General features: G+C 65.5%; 6 protein-coding genes. All 6 read left to right on the top strand.

The window, feature by feature from the left end:
• Nucleotides 1–160: 160 nt before the first annotated feature.
• The 6 genes from ASF90_RS13175 (at nucleotide 161) to gspG (ending at nucleotide 14,079) form a co-directional block, all read left to right on the top strand.
• On the top strand, nucleotides 161–568 hold the full coding sequence (locus tag ASF90_RS13175) for a hypothetical protein (protein ID WP_115560420.1): 408 nt from the start codon (nucleotides 161–163) through the stop codon (nucleotides 566–568).
• Nucleotides 569–1,459: 891 nt separating this feature from the next.
• The gene (locus ASF90_RS13185) at nucleotides 1,460–8,047 is read left to right on the top strand and encodes an ESPR-type extended signal peptide-containing protein (protein ID WP_055850766.1); all 6,588 of its coding nucleotides are present in this window, start codon (nucleotides 1,460–1,462) and stop codon (nucleotides 8,045–8,047) included.
• A gap of 233 nt (nucleotides 8,048–8,280) precedes the next feature.
• Nucleotides 8,281–10,164 carry a S8 family serine peptidase gene (locus tag ASF90_RS13190; protein WP_055851420.1) on the top strand — a complete coding sequence of 628 codons (1,884 nt, stop codon included), beginning with the start codon at nucleotides 8,281–8,283 and terminating at the stop codon, nucleotides 10,162–10,164.
• Nucleotides 10,165–10,293: 129 nt separating this feature from the next.
• Nucleotides 10,294–12,021 (top strand): type II secretion system ATPase GspE, encoded by a 1,728-nt coding sequence (gspE, locus tag ASF90_RS13195; RefSeq protein WP_055850769.1) that lies wholly within the window; start codon nucleotides 10,294–10,296, stop codon nucleotides 12,019–12,021.
• Between the two features lie 181 nt (nucleotides 12,022–12,202).
• Entirely contained in the window at nucleotides 12,203–13,420 is a 1,218-nt protein-coding gene (locus ASF90_RS13200; RefSeq protein ID WP_055850772.1) for a type II secretion system F family protein, read from the top strand.
• A 227-nt stretch (nucleotides 13,421–13,647) separates the two neighbouring features.
• Nucleotides 13,648–14,079, top strand: coding sequence for a type II secretion system major pseudopilin GspG (gene gspG / locus ASF90_RS13205; protein ID WP_055850775.1), 432 nt, complete (start codon nucleotides 13,648–13,650; stop codon nucleotides 14,077–14,079).
• The last annotated feature ends 3 nt before the right edge of the window (nucleotides 14,080–14,082 follow it).

Consider the following 14,082-nt stretch of genomic DNA (forward strand, 5'->3'; position numbering starts at 1 on the left):
CGCTGCCATCTGCATAGTGCTGGCGGGCAGTGCCATCACATTCACCGCAATGGCGCAGGCGCGTAGTCCGACGACGCCGTACAGCGTGGTCGATGGCTAACGTCTGTGTGCGCAGTGACCGGCTGTCGCTGACGCGTCGACGGGTTCGGTTGCCAGTGCAGTGGAGCCGGCGCTCTCGTCCAGCGCGGCGATGCCGGCCGAAGACGACACCGGCGTACTTCCATTCGTCGACGCGCGCGATGTCATTGCTCTTGGGGCAGCAAGCAATGCGCTTGCCGATGGCGCCAGCGCGCTGGGAGCGGGCAGCCCGGCATTGGCGCGCGATGCCACAGCATTGGGGCGCAATGCGATGGCGATCGATACGTCTGCAGTGGTGGTTAGCGGGGTTGCAACGGTGTGCGACTACGACGCGCTCGGCTTTGTTGTCGGCAGCAACGAGCAAACCACCGAGGCCGCCGGTGTTGTGTCCAACGCGATCGGTGACGGTGCCAAGGCGGTCGACGCGCTCATGACGGCAATGGTCGGCACCGGCGGTGACGCGTGCGATGCGGGGTTGCGACGCCGATGATCTGAACTGCAGGCAGGATGCCCAAGTCCTGCAAAACGGCACGATCCAGCGCTGGGCGTCCACTGCGGCCGGGGACGCGGATGTGTTCACGCTCCGGTCGTCCGCAGGCCAGTGACTGAGCTTTCTCAGCGTCGTTTGCAGTGGGCAAGGCGTCGCTGTATGGCGCACTGGGCCGCGTGCCCAGTGCCCAGTGCCCAGTGCCCAGCGCCGACGACAACGACAACGACAACGACTCCAATACGTAGCGGCACGAGCCAGCGGGTGCAGTTTACCGCGCCGCGCGCAGGTACCTACGTGCTCAAACGTGATGGCGCCATCTTCGACGGCGTGAGCCTGCTGGAGCGCCAATGAGTCGACGCCTGGCATCGATGCAGGGCGCGGTCGTCATTTCCTTGGCGCAAACGGATCCAGCGCTGCTAGCGGCGAAGCTGCCGGACAACCGCGGCCGACACGCAGCGGACTGACCGGCCATCTGACCTTCTCCTGGTGTGTTTTTGCGCAACCAAGCCCGTTGGCGTCTCGCCAGCGGGTTTTTTTGTCCGCAAAAGACATGGCTATTCAGCTTTGAAATGTCTTGAGAGACATGATCTAGGTCGCTGTTTTCCAAAGAATTATCAAAAATCTAATAAAAGCAAGCAGAAGTGTGACGAAAAGCACTCTTATCTTCGCTTTCTGTCAAAAACTTGACGCCGGATTTGACGACTGTTAACACTTCGCGCAGTTCTATGGTTGGGTAGCGTTCACTTTTTGACTATCCAGGGTGCAGGCGCAAGCCGTCCATCGCCGCAAGGCCCATAGGCGCACAACCACGGGGAATCGCGTGGCCGAAAGGCCTTCCGAGGGTGGGCGCTCGCCAAAAACCAGTCCCAACAACTCAGGAGTAGTGCGTCGATGAATCGGATTTATCGCAAGGTCTGGAACAAGTCATTGGGTGTGTGGGCCGTGGCCTCGGAATTGGCCAGCGGTGACAGCACCGGAGCCGTTGCTCCAGCCTCGCTCATCGACCGCCGCCAAAGCCTGGCATTGGCCGCCGCCATCACCCTGGCGCTCGGCGGCGCCGGATTCGTCACGCCACTCCCCGCCAACGCGCAATCGGTCGAAGTCGGCCGCGGTGCCTCTGCACCTGCCGCCAAGGCGACCGCCATCGGTGCCGGCAGCACGGCCAGCGCCACCGGCGCGGTCGCTACCGGTGCCGACAGCAGCGCCAGCGGTGTGAATAGCAGCGCGATCGGACGCCAGACCAACGCCATCGGCGAAAACGCCGTGGCCATCGGCTACAACAGTTTTGTGCGCCAGGCCGCCGAAAACGGTGTGGCGCTGGGCGCCAATGCCGGCGTCACCGGTGCCAATTCGGTGGCGCTGGGCGCAGGCTCACGTACTCACGAAGACGACGTGGTGTCGGTCGGTAGCGGTAATGGTCGCGGCGGCCCGGCAACGCGTCGCATCACCAACGTCGGTGCCGGCATCAACGCCACCGATGCGGTCAACGTGGCGCAGCTGCGCGACGTGGCCGATGTGGCCGAAGACACTGCGCTGTTCTTCAAGGCAAGCCCGGGCGACGACAGCGTCGGCGCCTATGTCGATGGCAATAGCGCACTGGCCGCAGGCGATGCCGCCAATGCGATCGGTACCGCAACCACCGCGCTCGGCACCGGCGCCAATGCCACCGCCGAGAACGCGACGGCCGTGGGCGCCAATGCACTGGCCTCCGGCCAGAACAGCGCAGCGTTCGGCCATAACGCGCAGGCCAATGGCCCGGCCAGCGTGGCTGTGGGCGGCGCTGCGGTCAACGAAGATGGCCAGCCGTTGATCACCAATGGCGGTGTGCCGGTCACCACCGGTGCCACCAGCGCCGGCGTTGGCGGAACGGCGGTCGGCGCCAGCGCCAATGCCGACGGTTTCGCGGCGTCCTCGTTCGGCGTCGGCGCGTATGCCGCCGGTGCGCAGGCATCGGCATTCGGTGCAGTGGCCAACGCCGGTGGCGATTACGCCACTGCCGTCGGCACCCAGACCAGCGCCAGCGGCACCAGCAGCACGGCTGTGGGCGGCCCGGTGGATCTGATTCCCGGACTGGGCTTCTTCGTGCAGACCCAGGCCAGCGGCGAAGCGTCCACTGCGCTCGGCGCCGGTGCGATCGCATCGGGCACCTACACCACCGCTGTCGGCACGTTGAGCGAGGCGTCGGGCACCGAAGCCACGGCAGTGGGTTACTTCGCCTACGCACCGGGCGAAGGCGCAACCGCGGTCGGTCCTGAATCCTGGGCCAGCGGTGAGCTGAGCACGGCGCTGGGCTACTACAGCACCGCACGCGGCGCCAACTCGGTGGCGCTGGGCGCCAATTCGGTCGCCACGCGCGCCGACACCGTGTCGGTCGGCGCGGCCGGCGCAGAGCGTCAGATCACCAGCGTTGCTGCCGGTACCGAAGCCACCGATGCAGTGAATCTCGGTCAGCTCACCGCCGTCTCCGATGTCGCCTCCACCACCGCGCGCACGTTCGTCGCCACCGGTGAGGGCGCTGCAGTTGCCGAAGGCGTGGACAGCGTCGCGGCAGGGTCCAATGCATCAGCGCTTGCCGATTACAGCACTGCGCTGGGTTCCAGCAGCATTGCATCGGACATCAACACCACTGCCGTGGGCAGCGGTGCAGTTGCGAACTTCAACAACGCCACGGCGGTGGGTTTCAACAGCATCGCCAGCGACCGTTATGCCACTGCGCTGGGCGCAGACAGCACCGCGTCGGGCTTCTACGGCACCGCACTTGGCAGCACCAGCGTGGCCTTCGGCCGCGGTGCGACTGCGGTCGGTTTCGAAAGCATCGGCAACGGGCTTGAATCCACGGCGCTGGGGTTTGCCAGCGTGGCGTTCGGCGACACCAGCACCGCGATCGGTGCGGAAAGCACCGCGTATGGCAGAGGCAGCGTGGCAGTTGGCATCACCTCGGCCGCAGGTGGCGATGCTTCGATTGCCATCGGCGATACCGCGTTCACCGGCGGCAATCGTGCAGTTGCGATTGGGTCGCAGGCCAATGCTTACGGCGATCGTTCGCTCGCGCTGGGTGCCAACACCTTCGTCGAAGGCACCGATAGCGTTGCGATCGGCGATGGTGCGCAAGTTGCGGTGAACAACAGCGTTGCGCTTGGCGTGAACGCTGTTGCCGATCGCGCCAACACGGTTTCCGTGGGTACCGTTGGCGGCGAACGTCAAATCACCAATGTCGCTGCCGGTACCGAAGGCACCGATGCGGTGAATCTGGATCAGCTCAACGCAGTGGCCGGCACCGCCGAAACCACCGCGCGCCTGTATGCAGGCACCGGCGACGGCACTGCCGTCGCACAGGGCGAAGATGCAACGGCGGCCGGTTCCAATGCCACCGCCGAAGGCGACTACAGCAGCGCGTTCGGTGCCAGCAGCAATGCCACCGCGATCGGTGCAGTTGCCATCGGCAGCGGCGCCAACGCAACGGCGCAGTACGCCAATGCGGCCGGTTACAACGCAGCAGCCAGCGGCTTCGGCAGCGTGTCCAACGGCGCCTTCAGCCAGGCCAGCGGCGACTATGCCGTGGCCGTGGGTGGCGAGAGCGAAGCAGCCGGCGCGCAGAGCACCGCGCTCGGTGCAGCGGCAGGCGCCTATGGCGATGGCTCGCTGGCGGTTGGTGCGCTGAGCGAGGCACAGGGCAGCGAATCCACCGCGATGGGTTACTTCGCCAGCGCCAGCGGCGAATCGGCCACGGCAATTGGCGCAGAAAGCGTCGCCGATGGCACCACCGCCGCAGCACTGGGCTTCGGCGCACAGGCGACGGCCAATTACGCCACCGCCGTCGGTGGGTATTCCACCGCGAGCGGTTTCAACAGCACCGCCTTGGGTAACTTCAGCACCGCCAGCGGCTCCAACACGGTCGCCGTGGGCAGCGATGCCACCGCCACTGGCGCCTACAGCGTTGCAGCCGGCCAGGGCAGTGTGGCCAGCGGTTACAACAGCGTGTCGGTCGGCGGCGCCTTGCTCGGCCTGTTGCCGACCGAAGCTTCCGGCGATTTCTCCACCGCCGTGGGTGGTGCTGCATGGGCACCGGGCCTCAACAGCACCGCGCTGGGTAACTTTGCCGAATCCACCGGCGAAAGCAGCGTGGCATTGGGCGCCGATTCGGTGGCCGATCGCGACTTTGCGGTGTCCGTCGGCAGCGCCGGCAACGAGCGTCAGATCACCAACGTGGCGGCCGGCACCCAGGGCACCGATGCGGTGAATCTGGATCAGCTCAATGCGGTTGCCGAAGCCGGTGCAACCACCAGCAAGTACTTCCAGGCCAGCGGCAGCGACGACAGCGATGCCGGTGCGTACGTCGCAGGCGATAACGCATTGGCTGCAGGCGAGGGCGCCAACGCCACCGCCAACGGCACCACTGCATTGGGCGCAGGTGCACAGGCAGTGGCCGATGCGGCCACCGCAGTCGGCTTGAATGCGCTGGCGAGCGGCACCAGTGCCGCAGCGGTCGGCAGCAACGCGCAGGCGTTGGCCGAAAACAGCAGCGCATTCGGCAGCAATGCACAGGCCAGCGCTATCGGCGCCACCGCAAATGGCGCTGGCGCGCAGGCAAGCTCCACCTACACCACCGCGCTCGGCAGCGAGGCAGTGGCATCGGACAACCAGGCCACCGCTGCGGGCTTCCGCAGCGCGGCGTCCAACGTCGGCAGCGCGGCATTTGGCGGCTACAGCGAATCCAGCGGCCGGCTGTCGTCGGCACTGGGTTACGGCGCGGTGGCGTCCAGCGATTACAGCACCGCCGTTGGTGCTGCATCGCTGGCCTCCGGCGCCAGCGCGGTGGCCGTGGGTGAGTTCAGCGAAGCCACCGGCGACGAAAGCGTTGCGGTCGGTGGCAGCACGTTCTTCGGCTTCATCCCGGCGCGTGCCTCGGGAACCGGCGCGGCCGCCTTCGGTGCGGGTGCGTGGGCAACCGCGGACTACACCACCGCGATCGGCTGGAACTCGTATGCGGACGGCACCAATGCCACCGCGTTGGGCCAAAGCGCTGCGGCGTTGGCCAACAACACGCTGGCACTGGGTGGCAACAGCCGCGCCGATGCGGTCGGCGCCAGCGTGATCGGCGTGGATGCATCGGCTACCGGCATCAACAGCACCGGTGTCGGTCGTCAGGTCAATGTGATCGGCGAAAACGCGGTCTCGGTGGGCTACAACTCGTTCGTCCGCCAGAGCGCGGTCAACGGTGTGGCGCTGGGTGCCAACGCCGGCGCAACCGGTGCCGATTCGGTGGCATTAGGCTCGGGTTCGCGCACCTATGAAGCCGACACGGTGTCGATCGGCAGCGGCAATGGCCGCGGTGGTCCGGCGACGCGTCGCATCGTCAATGTCAGCGATGGCCAGACCGCGACCGATGCGGTCAACAAGGGTCAGCTGGATGCGGTGTCGGCCGATGTGCAGAACACCAGCAGCAAGTTCAAGACCACCGGCGATACAGTGGCCACCGCAACCGGCGAGCGCAGCACGGCTGCCGGCTCCGGTGCTGTTGCCACGGGTGCACGCAGTGTTGCCATCGCTTCCGGCAGCAGCGCGTCGGCGACCGGTGCAAGCGCGATGGGTGTGGACAGCAGCGCCAGCGGCGTGAACAGCACCGCGATGGGCCGTCAGACCAATTCCATCGGCGAAAATGGTGTGGCGCTGGGCTACAACTCCTTCGTGCGCGAAAGCGGCAGCAATGCGGTGGCCCTGGGTGCGAATGCCGGTGCCAGCGGTGCCGATTCGGTCGCCTTGGGCTCGGGCTCGCGCACCTACGACGCCAATACGGTGTCGGTGGGTAGCGGCAATGGTCGCGGTGGTCCGGCAACGCGTCGCATCGTCAACGTCAGCGACGGCCAGACCTCCAGCGATGCGGTCAACAAGGGGCAGCTGGATGCATTGGCGGCCGATGTGCAGACCACCAGCGGCATGGTCAAGACCACCGGCGCCGGCGTAGCCGTGGCAACCGGTGATCGCGCGACCGCCGCAGGTGCGGGTGCCACTGCCAGTGGTGCACGCAGTGTCGCCATTGCTTCCGGCAGCAGCGCCACCGGCACTGGTGCCAGTGCGGTAGGCGTGGACAGCAGCGCCAGTGGCATGAACAGCACTGCGATGGGTCAACAGACCAATGCCATTGGCGAGAAGAGCGTGGCGCTGGGCTACAACTCTTTCGTCCGCCAGAGTGCGGTCAACAGCGTGGCGTTGGGTGCCAATGCCGGTGCAACCGGCGCCGATTCGGTGGCGTTGGGCTCGGGTTCGCGCACCTACGAGGCCAATACGGTGTCGGTGGGTAGCGGCAATGGCCGCGGTGGTCCGGCAACGCGTCGCATCGTCAACGTGGGCGCCGGCGCGATTGCCGATGCCAGCACCGATGCCATCAACGGCGGTCAGTTGTTCCAGTCGCTCAGCAATGCCGCCAGCTTCCTTGGTGGCGGTGCGGCGATCGGCGCGCAAGGCGTCTTCGTTGCGCCGACCTACGTGATTCAAGGCGCCAGCTACAACAACGTGGGCGCGGCATTGACCGCGCTGGACACCAAGGTCACCCAACTGGATGCACGTGGTGGCACTGCGGTTGCCAGCACCACGGCATCGCTGCGGACCGCCACGGTGCCGGCTGTCGCTGCACCTGCTGCTAGCGATGCGGCAAGCAACGTCAGCACCGCCACTGCGACTGCCGGCGTGCAAGGCACGCCGACGGCAGCGGTGGTCGGCAGCATCACCCCGGCGGCAACCTCGACGGCGGTGGGCACGGCGGCAGTGGCTAACCACGTCACCGGCACGGCGATTGGCGGCAGCGCTTACGCGCACGGCCCCAACGACACCGCCATCGGCAGCAATGCGCGCGTCAATGCCGACGGCAGTACGGCGGTCGGCGCCAACACGCAGATTGCAGCGGTGGCCACCAATGCGGTGGCGATGGGCGAGGGCGCGCAGGTCAGCGCCGCATCCGGTACCGCTATCGGCCAGGGCGCACGTGCCAGTGCACAGGGTGCGGTCGCGTTGGGTCAGGGCTCGATCGCCGACCGCGCCAACACGGTGTCGGTGGGCAGTGTCGGCGGCGAGCGGCAGGTGGCCAATGTGGCGGCCGGTACGCGCGCCACCGATGCGGTGAACAAGGGCCAGTTGGATGGCGGTATTGCTACGGCCAACAGCTACACCGACAGCCGCTACAGCGCGATGGCCGACAGCTTCGAAAGCTATCAGGGCGATATCGAAGACCGTCTGCGTCGGCAGAACCGTCGCCTGGATCGTCAGGGCGCGATGAGCTCGGCAATGTTGAACATGTCTGCCAGCGTGGCCGGTATCGCCTCGCAGAACCGCGTCGGTGCCGGCGTCGGTTTCCAGAACGGCGAGTCTGCGTTGTCGGTGGGCTACCAGCGTGCGATCAGCCCGCGCGCCACGTTGACCGTGGGCGGTGCGTTGAGCGGCGATGACAGCTCGATCGGCGTGGGTGCCGGTTTCGGCTGGTAACCCTCAGCAACAGCGTACGCAGTTGCATCAAACGCGGTGGCGCCGATGTGCGCCGCCGCGGTAAGGCCTGAGGGGGCGGGCAAGGACCGTGGCTAGGCCAGCCAACGGATTCGCATGGAGTGATGGCCGTACCAGGAGCGATCGATCAACTGCCGCAGGCCGGCTCACGGCTGCGCGGCGTTGTCGACCCCGTTCCAAGCCTGATTCACGAAAAACACGAAGAGGATTTCACCGTGATCGACAAGACCTTCCGCCTCACCCCGCTGACCGGCGCCATCCTGATGATGGCCCTTGGTGCATCCGGCACCCTGGCAGCCGCACCGAAACTGCTGGTCAAGGAACCGACCCAGTCCGCTTCGGCCGGCGCCCAATTCAGTAGCCGCCTGATCGTGCGCTACAAGGACAACAGTGCCGCTGCGACCGATCGCAGCAGCAAGCTCAATGCCGTGCAGGCCGCTGTCGGCCGCGTCGGCGCCAGTAACGGCGCACGTAGCAGCGCAGCCGCCGCCAAGGCGACGTATGTGCGCAAGCTCGGTATCGGCTCGGACCTGATCAAGCTGTCCAGCACGTTGACCGCCGCGCAGGTGGACAAGGTGGTGGTCGAGCTGAAGAACGATCCGTCGGTGGCCGACGTGCAGATCGATCGCATGCTGCGTCCGGTCGAGATCAAGAAAAGCGTTGCCGCCACCGATGTGAGCCCGCAGCTGGTTCCCAACGACCCGCTGTATGCGCAGTACCAGTGGCACCTGAGCAACCCCAGCGGCGGTATCAATGCGCCGGCCGCATGGGATCTGTCGCAGGGCGCCGGTGTGGTGGTGGCAGTGCTGGACACCGGCATCCTGCCGGGCCATCCCGATTTTGCCGGCAACCTGCTGCAGGGCTATGACTTCATCAGCGATGCCGAAGTCTCGCGTCGTCCGACCGATGCCCGCGTCCCCGGTGCACTGGATTACGGCGACTGGGAAGAAGCCGACAACGTCTGCTACACCGGCTCGGTGGCGCAGGAAAGCTCCTGGCACGGCACCCATGTCTCGGGCACCGTGGCCGAAGCGACCAATAACGGCATCGGCATGGCCGGCGTCGCACCCAAGTCGTCCATCCTGCCGGTACGCGTGCTCGGCCGTTGCGGCGGTTATACCTCCGACATCGCCGACGCCATCGTGTGGGCATCCGGCGGCACGGTCGAAGGCGTCCCCGCCAACACCAACCCGGCCGAAGTGATCAACATGAGCCTGGGCGGCGGTGGGGCCTGCGATTCGGCCACCCAGCTGGCGATCAACGGTGCGGTGGCGCGCGGCACCACTGTCGTGGTCGCTGCCGGCAATGACGGCGATGACGCGGCCAACCATTCGCCGGCCAGCTGCAACAACACCGTCACCGTCGGTGCCACCCGCATCACCGGTGGCATCACTTACTACTCCAACTACGGCAGCAAGGTCGATTTGTCCGGCCCGGGCGGCGGTGGCAGTGTGGACGGCAATCCGGGCGGCTATATCTGGCAGGCCGGCTACGACGGTGCGACCACGCCGACCTCGGGTAGCTATAGCTACATGGGCATGGGCGGAACCTCGATGGCGTCCCCGCATGTGGCTGGCGTCGTGGCGCTGGTGCAGAGCGCGGCGATCGGTCTGGGCGACGGCCCGCTGACCCCGGCTGCGGTCGAAGCGTTGCTCAAGCAGACCAGCCGCCGTTTCCCGGTGACCCCGCCGGCCAGCACCCCGATCGGCAGCGGCATCGTCGACGCCAAGGCCGCGCTGGAAGCAGTGTTGGTGGAGCCGTGCGATCCGGCCACCGAGTCCTGCGCACCGACCGCCGTCGCGTTGACCAACAAGGCGCCGCTGACCGGCCTGAGCGGCACCTTCGGCAGCTCCACGCTGTACAGCTTCGAAGCCAAGGCCGGTGCGGTGCTGAGCTTCATGACCTACGGCGGTACCGGCGATGTGTCGGTGTACGTCAGCTATGAAGCCGAGCCCAGCGCCACCAGTTTCGATGCCAAGTCGACGCGTCCGGGCAACAGCGAAACCGTCCGCTTCACTGCCCCCAAGGCAGGCACGTACTACATCAAGTTGGTGGGTGCATCCGATTACGCGAAGCTGACCCTCGTTGCACGACAGTAAGTGCTGAAATAGTGTGACCAATGCCCCCGGCTAATCACCGGGGGCATTGTTTTTCAGGACGATTCAGATGCGTGCGGTTGATCGTCGCGGCAAACTGCTACAGTCGGCGCCGAACCAGTGGAGACGAGTGTGAACGCGGTTGCCGTCGATCCAATTGAGCATCGAAGTGCGGAAACGCGCATCGTCGAAGCATTGCTTGAACGCCGTCGTCTGAAGGACTCCGACCTGCTGCGCGCGCGCCAGTTACAGGCCGAATCCGGCATGGGCTTGTTGGCCCTGCTCGGCCGCCTGGGCCTGGTGTCCGAACGCGATCATGCAGAGACCTGCGCCGATGTGCTCGGCCTGCCGTTGGTGGATGCACGCCAACTCGGCGATACCCCGCCGGAAATGCTGCCCGACGTGCAGGGCTTGTCGCTGCGCTTTCTCAAACAATTTCATCTGTGCCCGGTGGGCGAACACGATGGCCGGCTGGATTTGTGGATCGCCGATCCATACGACGATTACGCCATTGATGCGGTGCGTCTTGCCACCGGCTGTGCATTGTTCCTGCAGGTCGGCCTGCGTTCGGAGATCGACGATCTGATCGAACGCTGGTATGGCCAGGGCCGCAGTGCAATGGGCACCATCGTCGAAACCGCCGATGGCGATGCCAACAGCAGCGACGACATCGAAGCGCTGCGCGATCTGGCCTCCGAAGCGCCGGTGATTCGTCTGGTGAATCTGGTGATCCAGCACGCGGTGGAATTGCGCGCCTCGGACATCCATATCGAACCGTTCGAAAGTCGCCTCAAGGTGCGTTACCGCGTTGATGGCGTGCTGGTGGAAGGCGAAAGCCCACCGGCCAAACTCACCGCTGCGGTGATCAGTCGCATCAAGATCATGGCCAAGCTCAATATCGCCGAGCGCCGCCTGCCGCAGGACGGTCGCATCATGTTGCGCGTGCAGGGCAAGGAGCTGGATCTGCGCGTCAGCACCGTGCCCACCGCGCACGGCGAGAGCGTGGTGATGCGCCTGCTCGATCGCGAAACGGTGGTGTTCGACTTCTACAAGCTGGGCTTTACCGAAGACTTTCTGCCGCAGTTCCGTAAGGTGCTCGAACAACCGCACGGCATCATGCTGGTCACCGGCCCCACCGGCTCGGGCAAGACCACCACGCTGTACACCGCGCTGAGTCAGCTCAATACCTCCGACGTCAAGATCATCACTGTCGAAGACCCGGTGGAATACCAGATCGAAGGCATCAATCAGATCCAGGCCAAGCCGCAGATCGGGCTGGATTTTGCCAATGCGCTGCGCAGCATCGTGCGTCAGGACCCGGACATCATCATGATCGGCGAAATGCGCGATCTGGAAACCGCGCGCATTGCGATCCAGTCCGCGCTCACCGGCCATCTGGTGCTGTCCACGCTGCACACCAACAACGCCGCCGGCGGCATCACCCGTTTGCTGGATATGGGCGTGGAGGATTACCTGCTCACCTCCACCATCAACGGCATTCTGGCGCAGCGCCTGGTGCGCAAACTCGACCTGGCCAACGCCGAACGCTACCCCGCATCGCCGGAAGAAATCGAACGTTTCAACCTGCGTCGCCTGCAGCCGGAGGGCGAGATCTTCCTGTATCGCCCGCGTGCCTCGGCGGCCGCGCCGACCGGCTATCTGGGCCGTACCACCATCGTCGAATTCCTGGTGATGAACGACGAATTGCGGCGCGCGGTGATGCGCCGTGCCGGCATGGGCGAGATCGAACAACTCGCCCGCAAGGCCGGCATGCGCACCATGTACGAAGACGGCCTGTCCAAGGCCTTGCGCGGCGAAACCACCATCGAAGAAGTCCTGCGCGTGACGGAGGATGCATGATCGGTGAAGTGACCGGGTGGTCGGGACCGGGGACCCGGGATCGGGGACCCGGGAACAGCCAAGGCAAGTGCTTGGTCGTCGCTGTCGTATGCGCCGACCGACGTGCTGCTGGATTCCAGTGCTGCGGTACGCCGCTTTCCCCGGGTCCCCGGTCCCGGGTCCCCGGCTCCGGCCGTTCCTGATGCCGCTCTACCGCTACAAAGCGCTCGACGCCCACGGCGAAATGCTCGACGGCCAGATGGAAGCGGGTAGCGATGCCGAGGTGGCGCTGCGTCTGCAGGAGCAGGGCCATCTGCCGGTGGAAACGCGGCTGGCCACCGGCGAAAGCGATTCGCCATCGCTGCGCATGTTGCTGCGCAAGAAGCCGTTCGACAATGCCGCGCTGGTGCAATTCACCCAGCAGCTGGCCACCTTGATTGGGGCCGGGCAACCACTGGATCGCGCGTTGTCGATCCTGATGGATCTGCCGGAAGACGAAAAAAGCCGGCGCGTCATCGGCGACATCCGCGACACCGTGCGCGGCGGTGCGCCGCTGTCGTCCGCGTTGGAACGTCAGCATGGGCTGTTCTCCAAGCTGTACATCAACATGGTGCGTGCCGGCGAAGCCGGCGGCAGCATGCAGGACACCTTGCAACGGTTGGCCGATTACCTGGAGCGCAGCCGCGCGCTCAAGGGCAAGGTGATCAATGCGTTGATCTACCCGGCGATTCTGCTGGCGGTGGTCGGGTGCGCCTTGTTGTTTTTGCTGGGCTACGTGGTGCCGCAGTTCGCGCAGATGTACGAAAGCCTGGATGTCGCGCTGCCCTGGTTCACCCAGGCGGTGTTGAGTGTGGGCCTGCTGGTGCGCGACTGGTGGCTTGTGCTGATCGTGGTGCCGGCTGTGCTCGGGTTGTGGCTGGATCGCAAGCGTCGCAATGCCGCCTTCCGTGCAGCGCTGGACGAATGGTTGCTGCGCCAGAAAGTGGTCGGCAGCCTGATCGCGCGGCTGGAAACCGCCCGGCTGACGCGCACGTTGGGCACCTTGTTGCGCAACGGCGTGCCGTTGCTTGCCGCGATCGGCATCGCGCGCAACGTGATGTCCAATCTGGCGTTGGTCGAGGATGTCGCCAACGCTGCCGACGATGTCAAGAATGGGCATGGCCTGGCGATATCGCTGGCGCGCGGCAAGCGCTTTCCGCGATTGGCCCTGCAGATGATCCAGGTGGGCGAAGAATCCGGCGCGTTGGACACGATGTTGCTCAAGACCGCTGACACCTTCGAGCTGGAAACTGCACAAGCCATCGACCGTGCGCTGGCTGCATTGGTACCGCTGATCACGCTGGTCCTGGCCTCAGTGGTGGGGCTTGTCATCATTTCGGTACTGGTACCGCTGTATGACCTCACCAATGCGATCGGTTGAGCGCGCGAGCAACACGCCTGCGCAGCTGCAAGGCGGGCGCAAGCGGGACTCGGCATCGGCATGCATCGCTCGTACACTCCATTAACGGCACGCGGCGCTTTTCATTAGGCGGCGTCTTCACAACAACGTTCCGGTGACCGCACGACACCTACGCGGGAACCAATGCAATGGCCGCCGTGTCATCTAGTGGCGGCAGCATCCTTCATCGACGTGCAAGGAAATCGTTCATGATCAAGCGTTCCATCACCCGTAGTCCGTCGCGCGCAGGCCAGGCCGGCATGAGCTTGCTGGAAATCATCATCGTCATCGTGCTGATCGGCGCGGTGCTCACCTTGGTCGGCAGCCGCGTGCTTGGTGGCGCCGATCGCGGCAAGGCCAATCTGGCCAAGTCGCAGATCCAGACCCTGGCCGGCAAGATCGAAAATTTTCAGCTCGACACCGGCAAGTTGCCGAGCAAGCTCGATGACCTGGTGACCCAGCCCGGCGGCAGCAGTGGCTGGCTGGGCCCGTACGCCAAGGCGGTGGAGCTTAACGACCCGTGGGGTCACACCATCGAGTACCGCGCGCCGGGCGATGGTCAGCCGTTCGATCTGATCAGCCTGGGCAAGGATGGTCGCCCCGGCGGCAGCAGCTACGACTCGGACATCAAGTACCAATAAGTC

The sequence above is a fragment of the Xanthomonas sp. Leaf148 genome (assembly GCF_001423585.1).
Classification (GTDB): Bacteria; Pseudomonadota; Gammaproteobacteria; order Xanthomonadales; family Xanthomonadaceae; genus Xanthomonas.

Coding starts and splice junctions, on each gene's coding strand:
- ASF90_RS13200 (WP_055850772.1), top strand. CDS start 12,203: ATGCCGCTCTACCGCTACAAAGCGCTCGACGCCCACGGCGAAATGCTC.
- gspG (WP_055850775.1), top strand. CDS start 13,648: ATGATCAAGCGTTCCATCACCCGTAGTCCGTCGCGCGCAGGCCAGGCC.
- ASF90_RS13185 (WP_055850766.1), top strand. CDS start 1,460: ATGAATCGGATTTATCGCAAGGTCTGGAACAAGTCATTGGGTGTGTGG.